At 70.8% G+C, this 26,447-nt stretch carries 20 protein-coding genes; 9 read left to right on the forward strand and 11 right to left on the reverse strand.

The annotated features are described in order from the left end of the window. Window positions 1-220: 220 nt before the first annotated feature. From ACWCRB_RS38135 to ACWCRB_RS38145, 3 genes are all read left to right on the forward strand, one after another. Window positions 221-877: a TetR/AcrR family transcriptional regulator gene (locus ACWCRB_RS38135; protein WP_451000433.1), complete on the forward strand. Its 657-nt coding sequence runs from the start codon at window positions 221-223 to the stop codon at window positions 875-877. Between the two features lie 4 nt (window positions 878-881). Continuing rightward, the gene (locus ACWCRB_RS38140) at window positions 882-1,205 is read left to right on the forward strand and encodes a hypothetical protein (protein ID WP_451000434.1); all 324 of its coding nucleotides are present in this window, start codon (window positions 882-884) and stop codon (window positions 1,203-1,205) included. A 103-nt stretch (window positions 1,206-1,308) separates the two neighbouring features. After that, window positions 1,309-2,637 (forward strand): NlpC/P60 family protein, encoded by a 1,329-nt coding sequence (locus tag ACWCRB_RS38145; protein ID WP_451000435.1) that lies wholly within the window; start codon window positions 1,309-1,311, stop codon window positions 2,635-2,637. Here ACWCRB_RS38145 and ACWCRB_RS38150 read toward each other — a convergent pair. From ACWCRB_RS38150 to ACWCRB_RS38170, 5 genes are read right to left on the reverse strand one after another with little or no spacing between them, the layout of a single operon-like run. Further along, window positions 2,598-3,863 (reverse strand): styrene monooxygenase/indole monooxygenase family protein, encoded by a 1,266-nt coding sequence (locus ACWCRB_RS38150; protein WP_451000436.1) that lies wholly within the window; start codon window positions 3,861-3,863, stop codon window positions 2,598-2,600. The genes ACWCRB_RS38145 and ACWCRB_RS38150 overlap by 40 nt on opposite strands. Before the next feature lie 27 nt (window positions 3,864-3,890). Next, window positions 3,891-4,556, reverse strand: coding sequence for a GTP-binding protein (locus ACWCRB_RS38155; RefSeq protein ID WP_451000437.1), 666 nt, complete (start codon window positions 4,554-4,556; stop codon window positions 3,891-3,893). Continuing rightward, a complete protein-coding gene (locus ACWCRB_RS38160; protein WP_235474888.1) occupies window positions 4,537-4,947 on the reverse strand; it encodes a DUF742 domain-containing protein in 411 nt (136 codons plus the stop codon). The genes ACWCRB_RS38155 and ACWCRB_RS38160 overlap by 20 nt, the downstream gene beginning before the upstream one ends. After that, window positions 4,944-5,498, reverse strand: coding sequence for a roadblock/LC7 domain-containing protein (locus tag ACWCRB_RS38165; protein ID WP_451000438.1), 555 nt, complete (start codon window positions 5,496-5,498; stop codon window positions 4,944-4,946). Before ACWCRB_RS38165 ends, ACWCRB_RS38160 begins: the two co-directional genes overlap by 4 nt. After that, entirely contained in the window at window positions 5,495-8,425 is a 2,931-nt protein-coding gene (locus tag ACWCRB_RS38170) for a nitrate- and nitrite sensing domain-containing protein (protein WP_451000439.1), read from the reverse strand. Before ACWCRB_RS38170 ends, ACWCRB_RS38165 begins: the two co-directional genes overlap by 4 nt. 439 nt (window positions 8,426-8,864) lie before the next feature. Here ACWCRB_RS38170 and ACWCRB_RS38175 point away from each other — a divergent pair, with 439 nt between their 5' ends. Next, window positions 8,865-9,656, forward strand: a complete 792-nt coding sequence (locus tag ACWCRB_RS38175; protein WP_451000440.1) for a hypothetical protein — start codon at window positions 8,865-8,867, stop codon at window positions 9,654-9,656. 22 nt (window positions 9,657-9,678) lie between these two features. On the opposite strand, the gene ACWCRB_RS38180 is transcribed toward ACWCRB_RS38175, so the two are convergent. Both ACWCRB_RS38180 and lon read right to left on the reverse strand, forming a co-directional pair. Then, entirely contained in the window at window positions 9,679-10,182 is a 504-nt protein-coding gene (locus ACWCRB_RS38180; protein WP_451000441.1) for a MarR family winged helix-turn-helix transcriptional regulator, read from the reverse strand. A 189-nt stretch (window positions 10,183-10,371) separates the two neighbouring features. Further along, window positions 10,372-12,786 (reverse strand): endopeptidase La, encoded by a 2,415-nt coding sequence (lon, locus tag ACWCRB_RS38185; protein WP_451000442.1) that lies wholly within the window; start codon window positions 12,784-12,786, stop codon window positions 10,372-10,374. Between the two features lie 177 nt (window positions 12,787-12,963). On the opposite strand from lon, the gene ACWCRB_RS38190 reads away from it, so the two are divergent. Then, window positions 12,964-13,653 carry a GNAT family N-acetyltransferase gene (locus ACWCRB_RS38190; protein WP_451000443.1) on the forward strand — a complete coding sequence of 230 codons (690 nt, stop codon included), beginning with the start codon at window positions 12,964-12,966 and terminating at the stop codon, window positions 13,651-13,653. Here ACWCRB_RS38190 and ACWCRB_RS38195 read toward each other — a convergent pair. The 3 genes from ACWCRB_RS38195 to ACWCRB_RS38205 all read right to left on the reverse strand — a co-directional run bounded on the left by ACWCRB_RS38195 (window position 13,595) and on the right by ACWCRB_RS38205 (window position 16,013). Beyond that, on the reverse strand, window positions 13,595-14,746 hold the full coding sequence (locus ACWCRB_RS38195) for a hypothetical protein (RefSeq protein WP_451000444.1): 1,152 nt from the start codon (window positions 14,744-14,746) through the stop codon (window positions 13,595-13,597). The genes ACWCRB_RS38190 and ACWCRB_RS38195 overlap by 59 nt on opposite strands. A 67-nt stretch (window positions 14,747-14,813) precedes the next feature. Further along, window positions 14,814-15,596: a rhomboid-like protein gene (locus tag ACWCRB_RS38200; protein ID WP_451000445.1), complete on the reverse strand. Its 783-nt coding sequence runs from the start codon at window positions 15,594-15,596 to the stop codon at window positions 14,814-14,816. 141 nt (window positions 15,597-15,737) lie between these two features. After that, entirely contained in the window at window positions 15,738-16,013 is a 276-nt protein-coding gene (locus tag ACWCRB_RS38205; RefSeq protein WP_451000450.1) for a hypothetical protein, read from the reverse strand. Between the two features lie 154 nt (window positions 16,014-16,167). Between ACWCRB_RS38205 and ACWCRB_RS38210 the strand changes: the two genes are divergently transcribed. The 4 genes from ACWCRB_RS38210 (at window position 16,168) to ACWCRB_RS38225 (ending at window position 22,968) form a co-directional block, all read left to right on the forward strand. Beyond that, window positions 16,168-16,857: a spermine/spermidine synthase domain-containing protein gene (locus tag ACWCRB_RS38210; RefSeq protein ID WP_451000446.1), complete on the forward strand. Its 690-nt coding sequence runs from the start codon at window positions 16,168-16,170 to the stop codon at window positions 16,855-16,857. Between the two features lie 144 nt (window positions 16,858-17,001). Beyond that, window positions 17,002-17,739 carry a response regulator transcription factor gene (locus tag ACWCRB_RS38215; RefSeq protein WP_006383578.1) on the forward strand — a complete coding sequence of 246 codons (738 nt, stop codon included), beginning with the start codon at window positions 17,002-17,004 and terminating at the stop codon, window positions 17,737-17,739. Then, on the forward strand, window positions 17,736-18,845 hold the full coding sequence (locus ACWCRB_RS38220) for an ATP-binding protein (RefSeq protein WP_451000447.1): 1,110 nt from the start codon (window positions 17,736-17,738) through the stop codon (window positions 18,843-18,845). Before ACWCRB_RS38215 ends, ACWCRB_RS38220 begins: the two co-directional genes overlap by 4 nt. Before the next feature lie 316 nt (window positions 18,846-19,161). Next, the gene (locus ACWCRB_RS38225; RefSeq protein ID WP_451000448.1) at window positions 19,162-22,968 is read left to right on the forward strand and encodes a multifunctional oxoglutarate decarboxylase/oxoglutarate dehydrogenase thiamine pyrophosphate-binding subunit/dihydrolipoyllysine-residue succinyltransferase subunit; all 3,807 of its coding nucleotides are present in this window, start codon (window positions 19,162-19,164) and stop codon (window positions 22,966-22,968) included. Window positions 22,969-23,030: 62 nt separating this feature from the next. On the opposite strand, the gene ACWCRB_RS38230 is transcribed toward ACWCRB_RS38225, so the two are convergent. After that, a complete protein-coding gene (locus ACWCRB_RS38230) occupies window positions 23,031-26,282 on the reverse strand; it encodes a VMAP-C domain-containing protein (protein ID WP_451000449.1) in 3,252 nt (1,083 codons plus the stop codon). Window positions 26,283-26,447 lie beyond the last annotated feature (165 nt).

The following is a 26,447-nucleotide window of genomic DNA, read 5'->3' on the forward strand; positions in this document are numbered from 1 at the left end:
CGCAGTTCCCCGCGCCCCTGAAAAGCAGGGGCTGCGCCCCGTGCTTTTCGGCCCGCAGGGCCGGGTCTTCGTCTTTCAGGGGCGCGGGGAACTGCGCGACCAGCCCCCACCGGGCCCGCAGCCAAACGAATCGGGACGGACGGGTCTTTGTCTTTCAGAGGCGCGGGGAACTGCGCGACCAGCCACGACGCACCCTCACCCGCCCGACTACCCTGCACACATGCCCCCTGCCGCCCCCGCCTACCGCCGTCTGAACGTCGAGGAGCGGCGCAGCCAGCTCCTCGAAGCAGCCCTCACCCTCTTCGCCCACCGCACCCCCGAAGAGGTCTCCCTCGACGACGTCGCAGAGGCAGCCGGAGTCTCCCGCCCCCTCGTGTACCGCTACTTCCCCGGCGGCAAGCAGCAGCTGTACGAGGCCGCACTCCGTTCCGCCGCCGAGGAACTCGAACTCTGCTTCGACGAACCCCCGGAGGGCCCCCTCCCCGACCGCCTCTCCCGCGCCCTCGACCGCTACCTCACCTTCGTCGACGAGCACGACGCCGGCTTCAGCGCCCTCCTCCAGGGCGGCAGCGTCGTCGAGACGTCCCGTACGACGGCCATAGTGGACCGGGTCCGCCGTACCGCCGCGGAGCACATCCTCAGCCATCTCGGGGTGACAGACCCCGGCCCCCGGCTCCGGATGACCGTACGGATGTGGATCACCGCGGTCGAGGCGGCCTCGCTGATCTGGCTGGACGAGGACAAGGAACCGCCGGTGGACGAACTGCGCGACTGGCTGGTGGAACAGTTCACGGCGGTGCTGACGGTGACGGCCGGCCGCGACCCGCAGACCGCCGCCGTCGTACGCGACGCCCTGGGCGCGGATACCGGAAACTGATCCCGTGAAGAGCCAAGACACCGCCTTCGAGGGCGGCCCCCTGGACGGCCGTGTGCTGCCCATCCTGCTCGGGCCGACCGGCCACCCCCCGAAGACGTACAAGGTCCCGGTCCCGGACACGGCCGGCGGCCCGCCCACCGTGCTGGTCTACCGGCGCGTGCCCAAGGGACGGCCGGGAAAACTGGGTCTGCACCCGGGCTGGAAGTACGAGTACGACCCGGAGGGAAAGCCGGCCGACGGCAAGCTGCGCTGGCCGTGGTCGAAACCGGCCGCCGGACCGGTTCCAGGCGCCACGCCGCAGGGCAAGCCGGAAGACACCGACGGGTGACGAGGTTGGGCCGAACCGCGCACGCTCGCCGCGCGGACCTCGCGCCCGCGTCACAAGCTCGCGGTGCGGAGCGGAAGGGCTGCCCCGCACCGGAGGTGATGACGTGTCAGGAAGGCTTCTGCGTCTGGTCTGTACGGCGGCGATGGCAGCCGGCACACTCCTCGCACCGGTCCCAGCACTGGCCGTACCGGCCCCGAGCCCGTCAGCGACCGACTCCCCCGTCGAGCCCGCCCCCGGCAACGGGTCCCCCTCCGAACCCGCCCCGGCGACGGACTCCTCCGCCGAGCCCTACCCGGCGACCGACCCCCCGACCGAGCCCTCCGCCGAGCCTTACCCGGCAATCGGCTCCCCGACCGAGCCCCTCACCGAGCCCGCCCCCGGCGACGACCCCTCCGTCGCCGACCTCCTGACGGACCTTCAGCAGCTGTACCGCGAGGCCGAGCAGGCCACCCACACCTACGACGCCACCGCCGAGCGCCTGAAGCGCCAGCGCGCCGAGGTGCGGCGGCTCGACCGGCAGCTCGTGCGGGCCCGGCTCGCTCTGCACGAACGGCGCGGTGCCCTCGGCCGGCTCGCCCGGCAGCAGTACCAGAACAGCACCGACATCTCCCCGTACGTGCAGCTGCTGCTGGCCCGCGATCCGCAGCACGCCCTCGAACAGGGCCATGTGATCCGCCAGTTGGCGCTGGAACGGGCCGAGACGGTGGGCCGGCTGGTCGGCGGCGAGCGGCGCACCGGCGGTCTGGCGCGGGCCGCACGTGCTGCCCTGGACGAGCAACTCACCCTCGCCGAACGGCAGAAGCGCGACCGGGACGCCGTACGGGAACGGCTCAGGGAGGTCGAGGAGCTCCTCGCCTCGCTCACCACCGAACAGCTCGGCGAACTGGCCGAGTTGGAGCGCGGCGGCGAAGTCACCGAGGAGCAGCGGGAGTTCGTCACCTCCGGTGCCCTCAGCGCCGGACGGAAGCCGTCCCAGGACGGTGAGCAGGCCCTGCGGCACGCGGTGGCCCAGCTCGGGAAGCCGTACGAGTGGGGCGCGGAGGGGCCGACGTCGTTCGACTGCTCGGGGCTGACCTCGCAGGCCTGGGAGAAGGCGGGGCGGCCCATCCCCCGGACCAGCCAGGAGCAGTGGGCGCGGCTGCCGCACATCCCGCTGGCCGAGCTGCGCCCCGGTGACCTGGTCGTCTACTTCCCCGGGGCGACGCACGTCGCTCTGTATCTCGGGGACGGCATGGTCGTACAGGCGCCACGACCGGGGGCCAGGATCAAGGTGTCGCCGCTCTCGGCCAACCCGGTGCTGGGCGCCGTACGACCAGACCCGGACGGGGAACCCCTGCGGCGCTACACACCGCCGAAGCTCCCCGCCGACGCCACGGCGGGCCCGGACGAGGGCTACGACTCGGTCATCGCTCCCGCGACCGAACCCAGGTAGGCGGCCGTCTTGTCCGGCTCGTAGAAGAAGTTCTCGAAGTCCGCCGGATCGTTGAACGCGTTGGCGAAGCGGTCGGCGACCGGCGGCAACTGCCCTGCCGCGCCGATGAGGTTGAGGATGTGCTCCGGCGGCGGGGACAGCATCGCGTTGGTCCACTTGGTGACGTGCTGGGCGGTGTCCCAGTAGCGGTCGAAGGTGGCCCGCATCCAGGTCTCGTCGAACTCCTTCTCGCCCTGTTCGAGGATCGAGGCGAGATACGAAGCCGCGCACTTCGAGGCCGAGTTGGAGCCCTGGCCGGTGATCGGGTCGTTCGCCACGACCACGTCGGCCACGCCGAGGACCAGGCCGCCGCCGGGGAGGCGGCCGACCGGGTTACGGACGGTGGGGGCGTAGCGGCCGGCCAACGTGCCGCCCGCGTCGGTGAGTTCGGCCTTGGTGGCCCGCGCGTACTCCCACGGCGTGAACCGCTCCATGAGTTCCAGGGTCAGGGAGAGGTGTTCGGCGGGGTCGCGGACGCCGTTGAAGACGTCGAGCGGGCCGCCGGGTATGCCCTCCCAGAACAGGATGTCGGCGCGGCCCGAGGTGGTGAGCGTCGGCATGACGAACAGCTCGCCGACACCCGGGACCAGGTTGCAGCGGACGCCGTCGTACTCGGGGTGCTCCGGGCGCGGGCCGAGGCCGTGGACGTAGGCGACGGCCAGCGCGCGCTGCGGCTCGCGGTACGGGGAGCGCTCCGGGTCGCGGGCGAACATCGACACCAGCTCGCCCTTGCCCGCCGAGACGAGGACCAGGTCGTACGTACGGGAGAAGTAGTCGAGGTCGCCGACCGCCGCGCCGTGGATGACGAGTTGGCCGCCGCGCTGGGCGAACGTCTCCATCCAGCCGGCCATCTTCACGCGCTGGTCGACGGACTGGGCGTAGCCGTCGAGCTTGCCGATCCAGTCGATCGCGCGCTGGGTCGGGCCCGGGTCGTGCGAGCCGGGGGCGGCGACCGAGACGCCGAGTCCTTCGATCTTCGGGGCCTGGGACTCCCAGAAGTTCAGCTGGAGATCGCGCTCGTGCTGGAGGGCGGTGTGGAACATGCACTGCGTCGACATGACCCGGCCGGACCGGATCTCGTCCGAGGTCCGGTTGGACATCAGGGTGACCTCGTAGCCGTGCGACTGGAGGCCGAGGGCTATCTGGAGTCCGGCCTGACCGGCTCCGACGACGAGTATCTTCCGCATACGGTCTGGTCTCTCCCCTTGTCGCAGTTACTCGGGACTGACGTCCAACGCGTGGCCCACCAGGGCGAGCAGGGTCTCGATCACCGGGATGCGGCGCCGCGCATCCATGATCATGACAGGTATGTGCGGCGGCACGGTGAGCGCCTCCCGCACGTCCTCCGGGTCGAACTCGGCGCTGCCGTCGAAGTGGTTGACGGCCACGACGTACGGCAGCCCGCAGCTCTCGAAGTAGTCGAGTGCCGGGAAGCACTCCTTCAGCCGCCGGGTGTCGGCCAGCACGACCGCGCCGATCGCGCCGCGCACCAGGTCGTCCCACATGAACCAGAACCGCTGCTGGCCCGGCGTACCGAAGAGGTAGAGCACCAGGTCGTCGTCGAGCGTGATGCGGCCGTAGTCCATGGCGACGGTCGTCGTCCGCTTGTCCGGGGTCGCGGTGAGGTCGTCGGTGTCCTCGCTCGCCTCGGTCATCAGCGCCTCCGTCTGGAGGGGCTCGATCTCCGAGATGGTGCCGACCATCGTGGTCTTGCCGACGCCGAAGCCGCCCGCGATCACGATCTTCGTGGCGATCGGCGCCCGGGTGCGGTCCTCCTGCCAGGGCCGCAACTCCTCCTCGCCGGGGCGGACTTGCTCACCGGGCCGGACTTGGAGAAGCGGGGAGACGCCACGGGCGACGTCAGAGACGACGGAGTCCACTCAGCACCCTTTCCAGCAGCGCGCGGTCCGGCTGCCCCGGCCCGTGACCGGTTCCGTACACACGGATCTTTCCCTGGTCCGCGAGATCGCTGAGGAGCACACGGACCACGCCCAGCGGCATCGTCAGCAGCGCGGCGATCTCGGCCACCGTACGCATCCGGCGGCACAGTTCGACGATGGCCCTCATCTCCGGCATGACCCGGGTGCTGAGGGAACCATTCTCCAACTCCTTGCGCTCCTCGGGCGCTTCGATCGCGGCGACGAAGGTCTCGACGAGGAGGACGTGTCCGAAGCGGGTCCGGCCACCGGTCAGCGAGTACGGGCGTACCCGGGCCGGTTTGCGGTCGCCGCCACGGACGGGAAGCCTGGGCGCGTCAGCGGTGCCGCTCACTTGGCGACCTCCGCCGAACGGTCCGGCACGGTTCTGACGGCCATCGGACGGACCGCCGTGGGCTCCTTGTCCGGGGCCCCGCGTTCGATCGACTCCCTTAGCTCACTGCGGAGTTCGGGGGTCAGGACATGGCCGGCGCGGCCCACGAAGAGCGCCATATGGTACGCCACCACGCTCATGTCGCAGTCCGGGGAGCCGTGCACACCGAGCAGCGAGCCGTCGCTGATCGACATCACGAAGAGGCTGCCGTCCTCCATCGCGACCATGGTCTGCTTGACGCCGCCGTAGTCCATCAGCTTGGCGGCGCCGATGGTGAGGCTGCCGATGCCGGAGACGATGGTGGCGAGGTCGGCGGCGGAGCCCTTGGGGCCGGTCGGCTGGTCGGGCCGACGTTCCGCGTTCCTGTCTGGGTCGGACGAGAGCAGGAGCAGCCCGTCCGAGGAGACCACCGCGACCGACGTCAGTCCCGGCACCTCCTCGACGAGATTGGTCAGCAGCCAGTGCAGGTTGCGGGCTTCACTACTCAGGCCGAAGGTACTGGGCGCGGTCAACTGCTTGCCTCCTCGACTGTTCCCCCCGTGGATTCTTCGGCGTGTGCGGGCTGTGCCGTACGTGCCGGTTGTTCCGTCTGCTCCGCGATCTCCGCCTCCACGTCACGGCGTCCGTCGCGGGCACCCCGGTGGAACCCGCCGAGCCTGCGGCGCAGGGCGTCGGCGTCGACGGATCCGATCCGTGGTCTCGGCGGCGCGGCGGGCGCGGTGATCTTCGGGGTCCGCTTGGGCAGGCCCTTGTCGGTGAGCGGCTCGTCCTCGACGCGTTCATGCGCGTCGGGGCCGATGGCGTAGGGGTCCGGAGCGGTACTGCCGGTGTCGGGAGCCGTGGGGACGGTCGGCTCGGGGGTGTCCTCGGCCGGGGGTTCCGGCACGAGCAGTTCCATGGTGATCTCGGAGGCGGGGAGGTCCTCGGGGACGGAAGCGGTAACGGTGTCGGGGACGGGAGCGGGGTCGGGTTCCGGAGCTGACGGCTCGGCCGCGGCGAGCGGGGCCGCATCCATGTCCTCGTCCGTGTCCTGGTCCTGGTCCTGGTCCTGGTCCTGGTCCGTTTCCGCGTCCGCCTCGGCGTCGGCCTCCGCGTTTCGTACGGCGCGCTCCGCCAGGGCGATCATCGGATCCGGTGCGTCGGCCGTGAGCGGGTCGCCGACGGGCTCCTCGCCCGCTTCGTCGGCCTGGACCTCCTCCGGGTCCTCGGCCTCCGAACGCCCTTGCAGCACATTGGAGTTGACCTCGGCGTCGGCGCCCGGGAAGGTCAGCGTGCCGCCACCGAGCGTCGAGTTGGCCGAGGGTGATACGGCCGCGGGATCCTGGGCCAGCAGGGCCTTCGGCAGGACGACGACCGCCGCGATCCCGCCCTGCTTCTGCTCCCGCAACTGCACGCGCACACCGTGCCGGTGGGCGAGCCGCGCCACGACGTACAGCCCGAGCCCGATGCCGTCACCGTCCTCGTCGCCCTCGTCGCCGGACTCGTACGGGGCGTCCGGATCGAAGTCGGCCAGGCGGGAGTTGAGGCGGACGAGGCGGTCGGCGGTCATGCCGATGCCCTCGTCCTGGACGGAGAGCATGATGTCGCCGCTCTCCAGGAGCCAGCCCGAGATCTCCACCGGCAGCTCCGGCGGGGTGAACGAGGTGGCGTTCTCCAGGAGTTCGGCCAGCAGATGGCTGACGTCGTCGGCGACGAACCCGGCGAGATGCACGTGGGGCGGCAGCGCGGAGATGCGCACACGCTCGTACCGCTCGATCTCGCTCACGGCGGCGCGCACGACGTCGACGAGCGGGACGGGACCCGCGTGCTGGTGGCCGTGTTCGGCGCCGGCGAGGACCAGGAGGTTCTCGCTGTGGCGACGCATGACGGTGGCGAAGTGGTCGAGCTTGAAGAGGGTGGCGAGCCGGTCCGGGTCCTGCTCGCGCTCCTCCAGGCCCTCGATGACGGCGAGTTGGCGCTCGACCAGGCCCAGGGTGCGCAGCGCGAGGTTCACGAAGGTGCCGTGGATGTTCTGCCGGGTGCGGGCCAACTGGGTTGCCGCGTCGGCGAGTTCGGTGCGCAGCTCCTCGCGGGCGTCGGCCATCTTCTGGCGCTGGCCGACCAGGTGCTTGCGGTCGGACTCCAGGGTGGCGATGCGCTCGTGGACGGCGAGGGCGCGGGCGTGCAGGGTGTTGACGGACCGGACGACCTGGGCGAACTCGTCGTTGCGGCCGGTGAACTTGACCGGTTCCTCGGCGAGCGGGTCGGCGGCCTCGGCGAGCCGGGCGGTACCCCGGCGCAGCACGGAGAGCGGGCGGGTGAGGGTGCGGGCCATGGCGGTCGCGATACCCACGGAGATCAGGAGGAGGGCGCCGAGGGCGGCGATCCGGATCTCCAGCTCGGTGACGTCGTCGTCCCGGAGCTTGATGAGCGCCTTGGTGCGGCGCTCGTAGAGGGAGGCCTCGACCCCGCGCATCAGCTCGACGCGGGCGGAGAGGGCCGAGTCCACGCCGCTGAGGCCGGTGGCGAGTTCGCGCGTGGACAGCGTGGGCTGGTCGGTGAGCGAGGCGAGGTACTTGTCGGCGGTGTCGACCTCGGGTCCGGTGACCGTGGAGTCGTAGCTGCCGACGGCGGTCTCGGGGGCCGTCTCGCGGAAGTCGAGGATCGCCGCGTCCGAGCGCAGGCGGGCCTGCTGGGCGGCGGTGGTGAGCGCGTTCCGCGCCTTGGTGTTCGCCGGTGAGGTGACGGTCTCTCGGGAGGACAGCCCGGTGACCGGGTCGTACACGTTCTCGGTGGAGGTCGGCACGCTCAGCGCGGCGAGGAGGAGGCCCCGGGCGGCGGCGGCCTGCTGGACGGCGGAGTCGAGTTCGGCGAGGGCGTACGCGCCGGCGCCCGCGCGGGGCGGCTGGTTCTCGGCGAGCTGGTCGGCGAGGCGGTGCAGCCCGGCGATGGCGGCGGAGTACGTCTCGTGGGCCTGGAGGGCGGTGCTCTTGCCGGTGAGCGCCTCCCGGCGCAGCGTCGCGATCTCGTCCAGGTCCTCGCGCAGCGCGGCCGGGGTGTCGGGGTTCGCGCGCAGATCGCCGACCTGGCGGTCGACGCGGGCGCCGCGCTGCTCGGAGGGAGCCTTCGCCTTGGCGCGGCCGGCCGCGATGTAGACGGTGACCTCGTCGCGTTCGTCGGCGAGCGAGTGGGCGAGGGTCAGCGCGTCCTGGGTCTGTGCCGCGAGGGTCACCAGGTCCTGGGAGTCGTGGAGCTGGGAGGAGGCTGCGATGAGGGACGGGGAGCCTGCCCCGGCGATCGCGGCGGCCACGACGGCGACGGCCACGATGAGCCGGTTTCGGACGTGGGCGGGGCGTCCCCGGCCCGCGGGATCGGTCGGGGCGTCACCGGTAGCGCCCCCTGCGGGAGCTGTCTGCCTGCCTGTGCGCCGAGGCCGCGTCTTCTGCACCGTCGCTCGCATTCCTGACTCGTGTGCCCATGGGCCCGGGTGACGATGCGTCCGGACCCGAATGACGATCCGTCAACTGGATGGCCGCCCGGATGGTTCTGGCCTGCCGCTCACCCGGTACGGTTCCGGTTCTCCGGCACGGTCCGGCTCCCGACCCTCCCATGCCGGTGGGCAGGGAGCGCGCGTCACCTGACCCGCCACTCAAAGGAGTGAACATCAAGGAGTCAACATCGGCGGGGAGTTGGCGGCAAGTTCCTCTGGCCTGTGCTCCCACCGTGCCCGGCGGGCCGGTTGGACGTGGGCGGCGGGCTTTGACATTATCCGCCACCACGTCTTCACGGAGTAGATCATTCCCGCCCAAACCAGGCGTCTGACCAGGGGCTACCCGGTGTTTCGGCAACTGTTGCCAGCCTTTTGAGAACGTTGTGAAGGCCTCGTGCAGACTGGCCGGATGCGCACTGAACTCGCCACGGAGCCCGGTGATCCGGCCCGCCCCAATGAGGACTTCGCCGCGATCGGACTTCCCGCCTCCGGGCAGGGCGGTTCGCTCGTGCTCCTGGACGGGGTGACTCCCCCCAGGTCCGGCACGGGCTGTCTGCATTCCGTCCCCTGGTACACGGCCCGGCTCGGCGGCGCACTGACCGAACTGTCGGTTTCGCGGCGGGATATGCCCCTCCAGGACGTGCTGGCGGCGGCCATCTCTCGTACCGCCGCGGCCCATGCGCAAACCTGTGACCTTTCTCACCCCCGTACGCCCCAGGCGACCGTGGTCCTGGCCCGCTGGTCCCTGGACGTCGTGGAGCATCTGGTGCTGTCCGACTCGGCCCTGCTGACCGAGTCCCCGGACGGCTCGGTCACCGCTCACCTGGACGACCGGCTGTCCCGTGTCCCCCGTGCGTCCCTGGCCACGGACGCGATCGCCGACGCGACGGTACGCAACAAGGAGGGCGGCTTCTTCACGGCGGCGGCCGATCCGGCGGTGGCGTCCCGCGCGGTGTCGGGCACCCTCCCGCGCGCGGAGGTGCGCGCCCTGGCAGCCCTGACGGACGGCGCGACCCGCTGGGTGGAGAAGTTCGCCGAGGGCGACTGGACGGCCTGCTTCACCGCCGTACGCAAGGAGGGCCCGCAGGCGCTGCTGAACCGCGTACGGGAACTGGAGCGGGCGGACGCGGACGCGGGCCGGCCGCGCCTGCGCCGCAGCAAGACGCACGACGACGCGACGGTGGTGTACGTGGAGCCGTGAACCAGGTGATCGAGGAGGGGCCCTACCTCTCCATGCCGAGGTTCAGCTGATGCAGCAGCCGGGCCAGTTCGGCCACCTCGGTGCGGTCCCAGGCGGCCATCTCCCGCACATACCGCGCGCGTCGCGCCTCCCGTACGGCGCGGAAGCGGACGCTGCCCTCGTCGGTGAGGTGGACCAGCCAGGCGCGGCCGTCGGCGGGGTCCGGTTCGCGAGCGATGAGGCCCAGCTCCTCCATGGCGCGCAGCTGGCGGGACATGGTGGCCTTGCCGACGCCGATGTAGGCCGCGAGTTCGGTGGCCCGCTGGCGCCCGCACTCGTCCAGCCGCACCAGCAGGCCGTACGCCGACGGCTCCAGCTCGGGATGGACCTCGCGGGCCATCTCCCCGGAGTTGGCCCGGGCGCGCCGCAGGAACACGGTCAACTCACGTTCCAGGGCGAGGAATTCCCGCTCGACCCCGGGTCCGGGCGTCGTGGACTCGACTCGCTGTCCGCCGAGGTTCCCCTCGCCGTTCACGTCCTCGTGCACGTCAGCACTCCTGATCCGGTCTCGCCGCTCTGAAGGTGTCCGTCGAACGCGGCCATTGCCGCAGCTCGGACAGTATTCGGCAAGTATTTCGCAGGCCAGGACCGCCGACGTCACCCAGGCCCCTGTCCGGCGTACGGGAAGGCCCGGACCCCTTGCGGGACCCGGGCCTTCACCGACCGGCAGCGTCCGTCACGCCGCTGCCGGAACCCTCACCTCCGCCGGGTTCTCCGCCGGGGTGAGCGCCAGTTCGAGGACCTGGCGGACGTCCGTGACGGCGTGGACGTCGAGCTTCTCCAGGACCTCGGCCGGGACGTCGTCCAGGTCGGCCTCGTTGCGCTTCGGGATGATCACGGTGGTGACGCCTGCCCGGTGCGCGGCGAGCAGCTTCTGCTTCACACCGCCGATGGGCAGCACCCGGCCGGTCAGCGAGACCTCGCCGGTCATGGCGACGTCCGTTCGGACGAGCCGTCCGCTGAGCAGCGAGGCGAGGGCGGTCGTCATGGTGACGCCCGCGCTCGGACCGTCCTTGGGCACAGCACCCGCCGGGAAGTGGATGTGCACGCCCCGGTCCTTCAGGTCGCCCACGGGCAGTTCCAGTTCGGCTCCGTGCGAGCGCAGGAAGGAGAGCGCGATCTGCGCGGACTCCTTCATCACGTCACCCAGCTGCCCGGTGAGCGTGAGCCCCGCAGCCCCCGTCTCCGGATCGGCGAGCGAGGCCTCGACGTAGAGGACATCGCCCCCGGCGCCGGTGACAGCGAGCCCGGTGGCGACACCGGGTACGGCCGTACGCCGCTCGGCCGGGTCCTGGGCGGACTCGGGCACGTGATGGGGACGCCCGATGAGCGACCGCAGATCACCTTCGGTGACGGTGAACGGCAGCTTCCGTTCCCCGAGTTCGTGCTGTGCGGCGACCTTGCGCAGCAGCCGCGCGATGGACCGCTCCAGGTTCCGGACCCCGGCCTCCCGGGTGTACTCGCCGGCGAGCTTGCGCAACGCGCTCTCGTCGAGGGCGACTTCGGTGCCCTCCAGTCCGGCCCGCTCCAACTGCCGGGGCAGCAGGTGGTCCCGGGCGATGACGACCTTCTCATCCTCCGTGTAGCCGTCCAGCCGGACCAGCTCCATCCGGTCGAGCAGCGCCTCCGGAATGGCTTCGAGCACGTTGGCCGTGGCAAGGAACACCACGTCACTCAGATCGAGTTCGACTTCGAGGTAGTGGTCGCGGAAAGTGTGGTTCTGCGCCGGGTCGAGGACTTCGAGCAGGGCCGCGGCGGGGTCGCCCCGGAAGTCGGAGCCGACCTTGTCGATCTCGTCGAGGAGAACGACGGGGTTCATCGACCCGGCCTCCTTGATGGCCCGCACGATCCGCCCGGGCAGCGCGCCGACGTACGTACGCCGATGCCCACGGATCTCGGCCTCGTCCCTGACCCCACCCAGTGCCACCCGGACGAACTTCCGCCCCATGGCGTGCGCGACGGACTCCCCGAGGCTGGTCTTGCCGACACCGGGCGGGCCGACGAGGGCCAGCACAGCGCCGCCACGACGCCCGCCGACAACCCCGAGCCCACGCTGGGCCCGCCGCTTGCGCACGGCGAGGTACTCGGTGATGCGCTCCTTCACGTCTTCCAGCCCCGCGTGCTCGGCGTCGAGCACGGCCTGGGCGCCCTGGATGTCGTACGAGTCCTCGGTCCGCTCGTTCCACGGCAGTTCGAGCACGGTGTCGAGCCAGGTCCGGATCCAGCCGCCCTCGGGCGACTGCTCGGAGGACCGCTCCAGCTTGTCGACCTCCTTGAGCGCGGCCTCGCGCACGTTCTCCGGCAGATCGGCGGCCTCGACGCGGGCCCGGTAGTCGTCGGACTCCTCGCCGTCCTGCTCGCCGTTGATCTCCCGCAGTTCCTTGCGTACGGCTTCCAGCTGCTTGCGCAGCAGGAACTCCCGCTGCTGCTTGTCGACGCCCTCCTGGACGTCCTTCGCGATGGTCTCGGCGACGTCCTGCTCGGCGAGGTGGTCGCGCAACTGCTGGGTGGCGAGCTTCAGCCGGGCCACCGGGTCGGCGGTCTCCAGGAGTTCGATCTTCTGGTCGGTGCTGAGGAAGGGCGAGTAACCGGAGTTGTCGGCAAGGGCGGAGACGTCGTCGATGGCCTGCACCCGGTCGACGACCTGCCAGGCGGCGCGCTTGCGCAGCCAGGAGGTGGCAAGTGCCTTGTATTCCTTGACAAGTTCGGTGACATGACCGGGCAGCGGGTCGGGAACGGTCTCGTCGACCCGAGTCCCCTCGACCCACAGCGCGGCTCCCGGCCCGGTGGTCCCGGCGCCGATCCGCACGCGCCCCCGGGCCCGGATGAGGGCACCCGGATCCCCGTCGGCCAGCCGGCCGACCTGCTCCACAGTGCCGATGACACCGGTACTCGGGTACGCCCCGTCGATCCGCGGCACGAGCAGCACCCGAGGCTTCCCGGGCTCGGTGCGCGCGGCGGCCTGCGCGGCCTCCACGGCGGCCCGCACATCGGCGTCGTTCAGATCGAGCGGAACCACCATTCCGGGCAGCACGACCTCGTCGTCGAGCGGCAGCACAGGCAGAGTGAGCGGTGTGGACGTCGAAGCCATGATCTCCCCTTCGGCAGTCAAGTTGAGCTATGCCGACTCAATGCTTGGGAGCGATCGATTGTTCCCCGGGGCGTGTTCGCCGTGAGCGATCACCTCTGCCACCACGGCCGATCACTCGCCTAAAGTCAGCCAAGTAACGCTCACAATCGCATATCAACTATTACACAGGGAGCAGACGTGGACGGAATCGTGCGGACCTGGGTGGACGGCTGGGTCGTCTCGCGCGGGGCGTCGCCGCCACTGGTCGAGCCCTGGGGATACACGATCGACGTCGGCACGGCCGAGCACGTCACCCGGCACGTCCTCGACGCGGTGAACGACGCCGTCGAGGAACGGACCGTCCGCAAGGTGGCCGACGCGGTGACCGGGACGGGCGTGGCTCTCAAGGTGTTCGACGACCCGGCGACGGTCGGCGGCTGGCTCGGCGAGGGCTGGCGGACCGACCCCGAGCCGGGCTACCTGATGTCGGTCGCCCTGACGCCCACGGAGGCACCCCCCGTCCCCGAGGGCTACCGCGTACGCGTCTGGACGCGCGGCGGCGTGACCCGCGTGATGCTCGCGGCACCCGACGGCTCCTGGGCGGCCCGCGGCCAGATCGCCCCGACGGGCAGAACGGCGGTCGTCGACCAGGTGGAGACCTCCCCCGCACACCGCCGCCGTGGCCTCGGCTCCTTCGTCATGCGGACGCTCGCGCGGGAGGCCGTCGCCCAGGGCGCGGAGAGAGGCGTACTGGCCGGAACACCGGACGGACGGGCGCTGTACGAGGCACTGGGCTGGCGGGTGGAGGCGCCGCTGACGAACGCGAAGCTCACGGCGCCGGGCACATCCACGTGCCGTCCGACAGGGCGGCCAGGACACGGCGCTTGATCTCGGCACGCTGCGGGCTACTGACGAGGGACAGGGGCAGGTGGCCGACGTGTTCCTCGTACGGGCGCAGCTCGGCGCGGATGAAGGCGTACTCGGACGGATGCGCTTCGACGAGGAGTCGGTCTGCCTCCGTCCTGGCCTCGGACACCGCCAGCGCGTACGGGCTTTCGAGTTCCCGTTCATGCAGGGCCTGGGTGAGCTGCCGGATGTACCGCTTGTACTCGATGCGCCGCTGTTGGACGGCCGCGAGGAAACGCCGGGCGTTGAGCACCGCGACCGCTTCCGCCTCGGGAAGGGTGTAGACGTCGTCGGGGAGGGCGCCCAGCGCGTGCGGTGTCTCCGTGCGGGCCCGTTCCGCGACCGTCGCGCCCAGCTCACGCAGGGCGTTCTCCCACCGTTTCAGCATCAGCGGATGACGCAGCGCCATGTCGCGTTCGTCCTGCTCCTTGGCGTCCTCGGCGGCGGCCAGCCGCACGGTGGTGTCACTGGCGGCGAGCAGTGCGTCGACCCGCGGGGAGCGCGGCGCGGAGATCCGGCCGTGGGCGACGGCGTACGCGATCTCGTCGTGCACGTCACTGAACGCGGGCGGCTCCGCCGCATCACTGAGGTGCCGCCGGGCGCGCTCCCGCTGGACGAGGTCGGTGTACTCGTCCGGGAACACGTGCCGCAACCAGGCCTGAGCCGTGACCTGGGAGTTCGTGCCGTTCTTGCGCTCACGGCTGTTGTGGAAGTCGTTGCGCCGCAGCTTCTTGACCAGGATGGCGGCCTCGTGGGCGCGCTGGCGGACCCGGCCCAGCCGGTGCTCGGTGACCTCCAGGCGGGGGTCGCCGGTGTAGCGCATCCGCTCGGTGGCGACCTGGAGTTCTCCGCCGGCGCACAGCAGGGCGTCCTGCCAGTCCAGCCGCCATTCCGCCTTGCGCAGCAGTCGGCCGGTGCGGGGCGGGAGGAACCGCCCGTGGACGGCTTCCGCGACGGCCACGGTCACGAGGTTGTCGAAACTCTCGGCGATCAGCTCGACGAGCCGTTCCGTAGGCACCCGCTCGACATCCGCGAGGCGCAGCCTCTCCCCCACACCGGCCCTCTCCGCAAGCACCGACATCCCCTGGGACCGCGAACGCGTCGGTCTCCCACTTGCGGGCAGGCTATCCGAATTCAGGTAATCAGACGGTGACTTTCCGTGATTTCCCGAAGTCGACGCTCCGCCCGGCCCGCCATCGCCGCATCCAGGGCCAGGTGGCGACCCCGATGGCCAGCGCCATCACATGCCCCCAGTTGGTCATCGGATCCGTGTACGCGACGAGGTCCTGCACGAGCATCCCGCCGAACACCACCAGCACCGGCCACCCCAGCCAGGGCCGCAGCAGCCCCGCCAGAGCGCCCACGCTCGCCGCGACCCCGAAGCTGATCCCGTAGTCGAGCCGGTGCAGCGAGGTCTCCGGCAGCCACCCCACCAGCACGCCGAGCCCCACAGGGACCTCGGTCGCGAGGGTGGCCAGCACATGCCCGAGGGCGAACACCCCGGCGGTACGCAGCCCGCCGATCCGCCGCTCCAGCGCAGTGAGGACCAGCAGGAAGACAACGGCGTACGCCGACGTCACGCCGCCCACGACCCACAGCGCGCTGGTGACCAGCACGAACACCGGCATCCGCACGAGGTGGGCGACATCCGTGCTGGAGCCCTGATGGAGGACGTGCACGAGGGCCGGGTCGGCGTGCTCGGCGACGAATGACGTGACAAGGAGAACCGCGGCGAAGGCGAAGGTGAACGGGGTTCCGGTGGGGGTGGGGAGGAGATGCCAGGGGCGGAAGGCCCGCCTGGCCGGAGCAGCCATGGGCCGCGCGGACATGGTCTCCGCCGGTCCCCGCTGTCTCGGCATGGCGTCCAGCAGCCGTACGCCCTCCGCGACGGGCACGTCCGAGGGCGCCGGCGAATCCGGCGTCATGTCACCCTTCGTATCGACCCGTTCCACGGTGAGGCGCTCCTTCCGTTTCGCCCCAGCCTTCGCCCCGACGCACGCCCCTGTCTGTGACCCGCGCCACGCACCGGCCGATTCACAGCAAGCCGATAAGCGCCTCAAAGACTCCTACGCGCGCGGCAGCGGCGGCGTCGCCGTCCGCGCCCCGTGCCCGGCGAGGTAGAGCCTCAGGGCGCACTGGTCCTCCGCCTCGACGAACACCTGCTGCCCCCAGTGAGCGCTGAGGCGGTGCGCGACGTCGACCAGGCGACGGCGTTCCTCCGGCGAGTACGCGGGGAAGCGGACCCAGCCCCGGTCGGCGATCCGGTTGCCCAACTCGCTGAACAGCACCGCCCGCGCGCGGTGTTCCTCCTCGTCGGTCAGCGGTGTGGAACCGCCTTCCACGGGCTGCAACCGGACGTTGTACAGGTCTCGGACCACTGGTCGCTCGCAGGTCGCTCGGGGGCTGTTCCGGAGAGACTACCGACACGCCTCGCACATCCCATGGGCGCCGTATATCACCTGGAGTTCACTCCACCGCCCCTGCCAAGATGCCCCCATGACCCGCTTGACCACCTCCTACACCGCCCCCGAGGTCCTGGACCGCCGTGACGGCCCGTACGGCGAAGTCGTGCTGCGGCGGCACGGGGAGTTACTGCAGATCATCGCCAACGGGTGCTTCCTGATGGACACTTCCGACGGCCGGTCCGAGCGCCTCCTCATGGACGTGGCTCTCGACGCCCTCGACCCCGGAACCCCCGCGCCTCACGTCCTCATCGGCGGCCTCGGTGTCGGTTTCTCCCTCGCGCATGCCGCCGACGAACCCCGCTGGGGCCGTATCACCGTCGTCGAACGGGAGGCCGCGATCGTCGAATGGCACCGGGACGGGCCGCTGGCGGCAATCTCGGCCCGCGCTTTCACCGACCCCCGCACCGAGATCGTCGCAGCCGATCTCGTCAGATACGTCAATGAGACCTGCGCCACATTTGACGCGCTGTGTCTCGACATCGACAACGGGCCCGACTGGACCGTCACGGAGGACAACCAGAGCCTGTACTCGCAGGCCGGACTGGCAAGCTGCGCAAGGGTGTTGAGGCCGGGCGGGGTGCTCGCGGTGTGGTCCGCGCAGCCCTCTCCGGAATTCGAGGGAACTCTACGCAATGCCGGGTTCCAGCGGGTGCGTACCGAAGAGGTACCAGTTGCCCGGGGAGTCCCCGACGTTGTACACCTCGCCGTAAGACCTGGATAGCCCTCACGCGGTGACTGCCCGTACTCTGCTCCCCTGACGCCGATCACTGATCCGATCAGGGGGCGTCAATAGCAGTCATGCGCGGACAAGCGCAGCCAAGGAATCACCCCACTGATTCCGGAAAGCACACTTCAGGGGCGGGCGATGGAGCAGACACACACCTCCCAGAACGGCGCGACGGCGACTCCCGGAGCCCAGCGCCGGGTTCTCGTGGTCGAGGACGATCCGACGATCGTCGACGCCATCGCGGCCCGTCTGCGCGCAGAGGGATTTCTCGTGCAGACCGCGGGCGACGGGCCGGCCGCCGTCGACACCGCCGAGGCCTGGCAGCCCGATCTGCTGATCCTCGACATCATGCTGCCCGGGTTCGACGGGCTGGAAGTTTGCAGGCGGGTACAGGCCCAGCGGGCCGTGCCCGTCCTGATGCTCACCGCGCGCGACGACGAGACCGACATGCTGGTCGGGCTCGGGGTCGGCGCCGACGACTACATGACGAAGCCCTTCTCCATGCGGGAGCTGGCCGCACGCGTGCACGTGCTGCTGCGCCGGGTCGAGCGGGCCGCCATCGCCGCGTCGACGCCGCGCTCCGGCATCCTGCGGCTCGGCGAGCTGGAGATCGACCACGCGCAGCGGCGCGTGCGGGTGCGGAGTGAGGACGTGCATCTCACTCCCACCGAGTTCGACCTGCTCGTCTGCCTGGCGAACACCCCGCGGGCCGTGCTCTCGCGCGAGCAGCTGCTCGCCGAGGTGTGGGACTGGGCGGACGCCTCCGGCACCCGGACCGTCGACAGCCACATCAAGGCGCTGCGCCGGAAGATCGGCGCCGAGCGGATCCGTACGGTGCACGGGGTCGGCTACGCACTGGAGACACCGACGCCATGAACCGGGGGCGGCCGGCCGCACGGAGGAGCCCCGGTGAGCCCTGGGGCGGCGCACGTCCGTTCTCGATCAAGACCAAGCTGGGTGCTCTGGTCGTCGTCTCGGTGCTGATCACCACCGGCCTGTCCATGATCGCGGTGCAGACCAAGACGGAGATCCGCTTCATCACGGTCTTCTCGATGATCGCCACACTGCTGATTACGCAGTTCGTGGCCCATTCCCTCACCGCGCCGCTGGACGACATGAACGCGGTGGCCCGCTCCATCTCGCACGGCGACTACACGCGCCGCGTCCGCGAGAACCGCTGGGACGAGCTGGGCGACCTGGCCCAGACGATCAACGTCATGGCGGACGAGCTGGAGGCCCAGGACCGCCAGCGCAAGGAGCTGGTGGCGAACGTCTCGCACGAGCTGCGCACCCCCATCGCGGGGCTGCGCGCCGTGCTGGAGAACGTCGTGGACGGCGTCTCCGCCGCCGACCCCGAGACCATGCGTACGGCGCTCAAGCAGACCGAGCGCCTCGGCCGGCTGGTGGAGACCCTGCTGGACCTCTCCCGGCTCGACAACGGCGTCGTACCGCTGCGCACGCGCCGCTTCGAGGTCTGGCCGTATCTCTCGGGCGTGCTCAAGGAGGCCAACATGGTCGCCTCCACGCGCGCGGGCATCGCGTCGGGCTCCGGCGGTCACACCCGTACGGACGTCCATCTGCACCTCGACGTCAACCCGCCCGAGCTGGTCGCGCACGCCGACCCGGAGCGCCTCCACCAGGTCGTCGCCAACCTGATCGACAACGCGGTCAAGCACAGCCCCGCGCACGGCCGGGTCACGGTGAAGGCGCGGCGCGGGGAGCTGACCGAGTCTCTGGAGCTGGAGATCCTGGACGAGGGTCCCGGCATCCCGCGCTCCGAGTGGCACCGGGTCTTCGAGCGGTTCAACCGCGGCGGCGTCAGCTCACCGCACGGCCCGGGCAGCGACGGCGGTACGGGCCTCGGGCTCGCGATCGCCCGCTGGGCCGTGGATCTGCACGGCGGCCGGATCGGTGTGGCCGAATCCGAGCGAGGATGCCGGATTTTGGTCACCCTTCCGGGAGAGCCGTCCGTACCAAGTTGACGTAAAGTTCGAAGCGGAGCCGCAAGATCCACCTGATGTCCGCGCTGACGGACGCGCGTGGACACGTGTGATTGGTCACAGGCCCGCGCATTTGGTGCGCCCGGTCGACAATCTGGGCATCCCCCTTGTGTCCCTTTCGGACCGGAACCCCGCTTGTTTCCCGCCATTTCACCCCCCGAAACCCGATTCTCAATGTGACTTACACGACGATGAACGGGCCCGGACTGACCTTTCGGCCACGGGGGCGTAGCCTTAATTCCCGCTGTCCATCACCTTGTGAAGCCACCTTGTGAAGCGGAAGAGGGCGGTTGCCGCCGTGTCGCCACAGTCCCCCAGTAACTCATCGAGCATCTCGACCGACGAAGGAGCAGGTAACCCTGCGGCTGCGTTCGGACCCAACGAGTGGCTCGTCGACGAGATCTATCAGCAGTACCTCCAGGATCCGAACTCCGTAGACCGAGCCTGGTGGGACTTCTTCGCCGACTACAAGCCCGGAGCGGCTGCCGCTCCGACGGCTACGGCGGGTGCTGCGGCCACGGGGGCCGCAGGTACCACCACGACCGCTCCAGCGGCTCCGGCCGCCCCCGCGGCTCCCGTGACCCCGGCCGTCCCGGCGCCGGCCCCGGCGGCCGCTCCCAGGCCCGCCGCTGCCGCCCCGGCACCCGTTGCCGCTGCCCCGGTCGCGAAGCCCGCAGCGGCTCCCGCGCCCGCCGCCGTGGCCAAGCCGAAGGCCGCTCCCGCGACCGAGGTGGCCGACGGCCCCGAGTTCGTGACGCTGCGCGGCCCCTCCGCCGCCGTGGCGAAGAACATGAACGCCTCGATCGAGGTGCCCACGGCCACGTCCGTGCGCGCGGTCCCGGTGAAGCTGCTCTTCGACAACCGCATCGTCATCAACAACCACCTGAAGCGTGCCCGGGGCGGGAAGATCTCCTTCACCCACCTCATCGGGTACGCGATGGTGCAGGCCATCAAGGCCATGCCGTCGATGAACTACTCCTTCGCGGAGAAGGACGGCAAGCCGACCCTGGTGAAGCCGGCGCACGTCAACTTCGGCCTGGCCATCGACCTGGTGAAGCCCAACGGCGACCGCCAGCTCGTCGTCGCCGGCATCAAGAAGGCCGAGACGCTGAACTTCTTCGAGTTCTGGCAGGCCTACGAGGACATCGTCCGCCGCGCCCGTGACGGCAAGCTGACGATGGACGACTTCACCGGCGTGACCGTGTCGTTGACCAACCCCGGTGGCCTCGGCACCGTCCACTCGGTGCCGCGTCTGATGCCCGGTCAGTCGGTCATCATGGGCGTCGGTTCCATGGACTACCCGGCCGAGTTCCAGGGCACGAGCCAGGACACCCTCAACAAGCTCGGCATCTCGAAGGTCATGACGCTCACGTCGACCTACGACCACCGGGTCATCCAGGGCGCAGCGTCGGGCGAGTTCCTCCGGATCGTCGCGAACCTCCTCCTCGGCGAGACCGGGTTCTACGACGACATCTTCGAGGCGCTGCGCATCCCCTACGAGCCGGTCCGCTGGCTCAAGGACATCGACGCCTCGCACGACGACGACGTCACGAAGGCCGCCCGCGTCTTCGAGCTGATCCACTCCTACCGGGTCCGCGGCCACGTCATGGCCGACACCGACCCGCTGGAGTACCACCAGCGCAAGCACCCCGACCTGGACATCACCGAGCACGGGCTCACCCTCTGGGACCTGGAGCGCGAGTTCGCGGTCGGCGGTTTCGCGGGCAAGTCCCTGATGAAGCTGCGCGACATCCTCGGCGTGCTGCGCGACTCGTACTGCCGCACCACCGGCGTCGAGTTCATGCACATCCAGGACCCGAAGCAGCGCAAGTGGATCCAGGACCGCATCGAGCGCGCGCACTCCAAGCCGGAGCGCGAGGAGCAGCTGCGGATCCTGCGCCGCCTCAACGCGGCGGAGGCCTTCGAGACCTTCCTGCAGACGAAGTACGTCGGCCAGAAGCGCTTCAGCCTGGAGGGCGGCGAGTCCGTCATCCCGCTGCTGGACGCGGTCATCGACAGCGCGGCCGAGTCGCGCCTGGACGAGGTCGTCATCGGCATGGCCCACCGCGGCCGGCTGAATGTGTTGGCGAACATCGTCGGCAAGTCGTACGCCCAGATCTTCCGGGAGTTCGAGGGCAACCTCGACCCGAAGTCGATGCACGGCTCCGGCGACGTGAAGTACCACCTGGGCGCCCAGGGCGTGTTCACCGGCCTGGACGGCGAGCAGATCAACGTCTCGCTGGCCGCCAACCCGTCCCACCTGGAGACGGTCGACCCGGTCATCGAGGGCATCGCCCGCGCCAAGCAGGACATCATCAACAAGGGCGGCACGGACTTCACGGTCCTGCCGGTCGCCCTGCACGGTGACGCGGCCTTCGCGGGCCAGGGCGTGGTGGCCGAGACGCTCAACATGTCGCAGCTGCGCGGCTACCGCACCGGCGGCACGGTCCACATCGTCATCAACAACCAGGTCGGCTTCACGGCGGCGCCGGAGTCCTCGCGCTCGTCGATGTACGCGACGGACGTGGCGAGGATGATCGAGGCACCGATCTTCCACGTGAACGGCGACGACCCCGAGGCCGTCGTCCGCGTCGCTCGCCTGGCCTTCGAGTTCCGCCAGGCGTTCAACAAGGACGTCGTCATCGACCTCATCTGCTACCGCCGCCGCGGACACAACGAGTCCGACAACCCGGCGTTCACGCAGCCCCTGATGTACGACCTGATCGACAAGAAGCGCTCGGTGCGCAAGCTCTACACCGAGTCGCTGATCGGCCGGGGCGACATCACCCTTGAGGAAGCCGAACAAGCCCTCCAGGACTTCCAGGGCCAGCTGGAGAAGGTCTTCACGGAGGTCCGCGAGGCCATCTCCTCCCCGGCCGAGGCCCTGGCCGGCGACCCGCGGGCCGAGTTCCCGGTGGCCGTGCAGACCGCGGTCTCCCAGGAGGTCGTCAAGCGCATCGCCGAGTCCCAGGTCAACATTCCCGACCACGTCACCGTCCACCCGCGGCTGCTCCCGCAGCTGCAGCGCCGGGCGTCGATGATCGAGGACGACACGATCGACTGGGGCATGGGCGAGACGCTCGCGATCGGCTCCCTGCTCCTGGAGGGCACCCCGGTGCGCCTCTCGGGCCAGGACTCCCGACGCGGCACCTTCGGCCAGCGCCACGCGGTCCTCATCGACCGGGTCACCGGCGAGGACTTCACCCCGCTCCAGTACCTGTCGGACGAGCAGGCCCGCCTGAACGTCTACGACTCGCTGCTCTCCGAGTACGCGGTCATGGGCTTCGAGTACGGCTACTCGCTGGCCCGCCCCGACGCGCTCGTCATGTGGGAGGCGCAGTTCGGCGACTTCGTCAACGGCGCGCAGACGGTCATCGACGAGTACATCTCGGCGGCGGAGCAGAAGTGGGGCCAGACGTCCGGCGTCACCCTGCTCCTCCCCCACGGCTACGAGGGCCAGGGTCCGGACCACTCTTCGGCCCGCATCGAGCGGTTCCTCCAGCTGTGTGCCCAGAACAACATGACGGTCGCCCAGCCGACGCTCCCGTCGAACTACTTCCACCTGCTGCGGTGGCAGGTGCACAACCCGCACCACAAGCCGCTGGTGGTCTTCACCCCGAAGTCGATGCTGCGCCTCAAGGCGGCGGCCTCGAAGACGGAGGAGTTCACGACGGGCGCCTTCCGCCCGGTCATCGGCGACGAGTCCGCGAACCCGGCCGACGTCCGCAGGGTCGTCTTCTGCGCCGGCAAGCTGTACTACGACCTTGAGGCCGAGCGGAAGAAGCGCGGCATCACGGACACGGCGATCATCCGCATCGAGCGCCTGTACCCGCTCCCGGGTGCGGAACTCCAGGCGGAGATCGCCAAGTACCCCAACGCCGAGAAGTACCTGTGGGCGCAGGAGGAGCCGGCGAACCAGGGCGCGTGGCCCTTCATCGCTCTCAACCTGATCGACCACCTGGACCTCGCGGTCGGCGCGGACATCCCGCACGGCGAGCGCCTGCGGCGCATCTCGCGCCCGGCGGGCTCGTCCCCGGCGGTGGGTTCGGCGAAGCGTCACCAGGCGGAGCAGGAGCAGCTGGTGCGTGAGGTGTTCGAGGCGTAGGCCTCGGGCGGCACAGCGGTAGGGCCCGGCACCGGGATTCGGTGCCGGGCCCTTCGCGTTCGTCAGGTGTTCTCGGGCGGGTCGTAGTACACGCCCAGCTGCCTCACCCATTCGGTGTTCTTCTCCCGCATCTCGTTCCTGACCCACAACCCCCGCACCCGGACGAGGAGTTCCCGCACACTGCCCGACCTGCGCAGCAGCTCCCGCTCCACGCGGTTGTAGAACTCGGCGCAGTTCTTGTGGTCGGCCTCGCGGCTCCAGAGGATCAGGGGGTAGCCGAGAGCGCGGGCCGCGTCGAGTACGGCGGTGCCGGGGTCGTCCTCGGTGGCGTGGCGGCAGGAGAGGGGTACGGCGTTGGCGGGGGCGTTGCGCAGGTGCCGCCGCACGCCCTCGGGCGTGAAGTCGCCGGGTGGCCGCAGGCCGCACAGCGGGCCACGGCACACAGCGTCCCAACGGTCCGCCCGCTGCTGTTCGGTGGCATGCGGAGACGGGCGCCCGATCCCTCGGACGAAAACATTGCACTCCGTACGCAGAGCCGCGCCCGGCGCCCAGTTCATCACGTCGAGCTGCCACAGCAGGCCCTCCGGCAGCTCGTACGCCACCATCGCCCGGCGTTTTCTGGTGTCGGCCCACTCCAGCGCGGCCTTCAGCTGGTCGCGCAGCTGGGTCACCGGTTCGTCCGGGCTGAAGGGTGCCTTGGGCGGTGCCGCCTGGCGCAGCCGGTCCGTCTGGGTCGCCGACAGGCTCCAGGTGTAGAGGTCGTTCCGGTCGATGTCGGTGGGCCAGATCTTGACCGTGATACGGCACTCACTGCTGTCGGTGGACTGCCGGTCCACCTGTGCGAGTGCCTGGCGAACCGCCCGCGACTGTTCCTCGGTCAGCCCCTTCTCGGACCCCTTCTCGACCCAGGGAAGCAGGCCCGCCAACCCTCGGGTCCGGCGCTCTTTCTCCAACTGGGCGAAGACCTGCGCCACGTAGACGACGACGGATCCGGCGGCTCCGACCGCGTACAGATGTCCCGCGCCGTCGCGCCAGCTCCGGGGGGCATGGTCCGGCGCCGGCACCTCGGCGGACGCGAGCAGGCCGAGCACCGTCTCCGGTCCGGCCGGCGGTTCCAACTCGGCGAGCAGACCGTAGAGTTCCGGCTTCCCGGAACCCTGTTGGGCGTGCTGCCGGTCATGCGCTCGGACGATGCGATGCCACAGGTCGAATCCCTTCTCCCGCACCTGTTCGCACAGCTCTCGCAGCGCCTCGATACGTACGGCGCGGCCCGGCCCGGTGTCCTCCGGCGAGGTGGCCAGGGCGACGCCGACGACCGAGCCGTCCCGTCGGCTCCGTACCGGGGCGCCCGCTCTCAGCTCCGAGAAGGGGGCGCCGACCAGTGTCATCGTGCGCTGCCCGGGCTGCCCTTCGGCACGCGCGGAGCAGGACCGGACGACCGTGCCGAAGGTCGCCCGCGTGGCGTCGAGCAGGGTCACGCCGTCGGGTCGTACGTCCGGGGTGTCCGTGAGCCACAGACAGCCGTAGCGGTCGGTGCCGTCGGGCAGTTCCAGCAGGGCCAACTCCCCTGTCGTGCGCACCAGCCACGCCCGGTGGCCCAGTCCGTCCGTCGTGTGGACGGTGATCCGGGTCCGGTCGCCCTTGGGCACCCGCTCCACCACGCTCGCGCAGGTGACGAGGAAGCCCGGCGCGACGAAGAAGCCGGTGCCGACCGTGTCACCGCCGACCCGGACAGCGGCCACGGCACGGCTGACGCTCTCGGACTCCCGGCGCTGCCCCGGCTCCAGCCGCACCGTGTCCACCCCGCGCGGCCAGCTCTCGTCCCGGGAGGTGACCAGCACATGCCCGCCGACGGGGAAGGGGAACGGCTCCCCCGAGCCCCCCGGACTCCCCGGGTCCTCCGAGTCCCCCCAGCCGTCCAGGACGATCAGCCAGTCGAGGGCCGTGCCCGCCAGCACCCGGTACAGCTCCCTGAGGCGGGCCCCGATCTCCCCGCCCGCCGGCAGCCCGAACTCGACGCCCAGCCTGGCCAGCCGCTCCTTGCGTTCCTCGGCGTTGTCCCCGCCGACCCACCAGACGATGTCGTATGTGGCCCCGTAGTGCTGCGCGAACATGGCGGCGAGGTCGGTCTTGCCGGACCGCTGCGGCCCCGTGAGGACACACATCGCGGAGTGCCGCCCCTGCGACAGGTTTCTCCGGACCCGCGCCAGCGCGCCCTGCGGCGCCACGAATCCGGCGCTCGTACGGGGTACCCCGCTCCGCAGCCGCAGCGTGGGCCCCGGGAAGCGCGGACCCCGGCTGCCGTCCAAGGAAGTCACGGAGCCGAGGCCGAGACCGGTGAGCAGCCGTTCCGTGGCCACCGTCCCGGTGGTGTCCCACACGCCCGTGCAGGAACCCACCTCCCGCTGCCAGGAGAAGCCCTCCCTGCGGGTCACGGTGACCGCGACGAGCCGGTCGTCCTTCAGGTCGGCGATCGCCCGAAGCGGGTTGCCGAGGCGGAAGGCGGAGTACCAGCTGCCGACGATGAGGACGACACGTCCGCCATGGCGGCGATGCGCCGACAGCCGCTCCCCCACCAGCCGCGCCAGCTCCCGCGAGTCCACCCGCATCGGCCGCTTCACCACGAACTGCCCGCGCGACGTGAGCAGATGGGCCACCCAGGTCGCCCAGGCCTCGTCCTCCTCGACGTACATGACGTCGAAGACCTCCCCCGGCCCGCGCGGCACCCGGCCCGCCACCGGCGCCGAGATGTCGGCGAACGCCCCCGGCGCGACATCCGCGTCGTCGTCCCGCTCCGGCGCGGCGACCGTTCCCCCGCCCTCCGCCTGTGCCAGCGCCGCGAAACTGCGCGCCCGGCGCCCCAAGTGCCGGTCGATGTACTCACCGCAGACCCTGAGCACGAGCGAGGCGTCCCCGGACGGCAACAGCCGGCGCAGCACCTTCCGCACATCCGGCCGGAACTCGTACCACCCGTCCTCCGTACCGCGCTCCAGCAGCCCGCTCAGCAGCACTTCGGCCAGTACGGCCGGACCGGACCGGGGCTGCATGGCCCGCTGGACGAGCTGCATCACCGGCAGGGTGAGCGGCACCTCCGAGAAGGCCACGGCCAGCGCCACGGCCTGCCGGGACGCCGTCCGCCGAAAGGTCCGCACGACCGACTCCGCGTCCGCGACCGGCCGTTCGGGACGTGGCGGGGACGCGGGATGGTCGCCCCGGACCCAGGCGGCCGGTGCGGGCACCGCCAGCCCGGTGCTGCCGGACAGCAGCCGTGCCCACGTCCCCAGCGCCGTACGGGTCGGCGACAGGACCGGCACCGGCAGTGCCCCGGGCGGTGGTACGTCGCCGTCCGCAGGCGTGAACTCCAGGCGCGCGCCCAGTCCTTCGCTCGAACGACGAACGGCGGGGCATGGCCCGGGACTTCGACCGGGCGTTCGCCATCGCGCGCGAGGGGGGCCTGCTGTCGGCCCCGCACGGCGGTG

This window comes from Streptomyces sp. NPDC002156, from assembly GCF_053593675.1.

Excerpts from the sequence above, each read along its gene's own strand:
- ACWCRB_RS38210 (WP_451000446.1), top strand. The coding sequence starts at position 16,168 with ATGACCCGCTTGACCACCTCCTACACCGCCCCCGAGGTCCTGGACCGC.
- ACWCRB_RS38175 (WP_451000440.1), top strand. The coding sequence starts at position 8,865 with ATGCGCACTGAACTCGCCACGGAGCCCGGTGATCCGGCCCGCCCCAAT.
- ACWCRB_RS38135 (WP_451000433.1), top strand. The coding sequence starts at position 221 with ATGCCCCCTGCCGCCCCCGCCTACCGCCGTCTGAACGTCGAGGAGCGG.
- ACWCRB_RS38220 (WP_451000447.1), top strand. The coding sequence starts at position 17,736 with ATGAACCGGGGGCGGCCGGCCGCACGGAGGAGCCCCGGTGAGCCCTGG.
- ACWCRB_RS38150 (WP_451000436.1), bottom strand. The coding sequence starts at position 3,863 with ATGCGGAAGATACTCGTCGTCGGAGCCGGTCAGGCCGGACTCCAGATA.
- ACWCRB_RS38215 (WP_006383578.1), top strand. The coding sequence starts at position 17,002 with ATGGAGCAGACACACACCTCCCAGAACGGCGCGACGGCGACTCCCGGA.
- lon (WP_451000442.1), bottom strand. The coding sequence starts at position 12,786 with ATGGCTTCGACGTCCACACCGCTCACTCTGCCTGTGCTGCCGCTCGAC.
- ACWCRB_RS38170 (WP_451000439.1), bottom strand. The coding sequence starts at position 8,425 with ATGCGAGCGACGGTGCAGAAGACGCGGCCTCGGCGCACAGGCAGGCAG.
- ACWCRB_RS38200 (WP_451000445.1), bottom strand. The coding sequence starts at position 15,596 with ATGACGCCGGATTCGCCGGCGCCCTCGGACGTGCCCGTCGCGGAGGGC.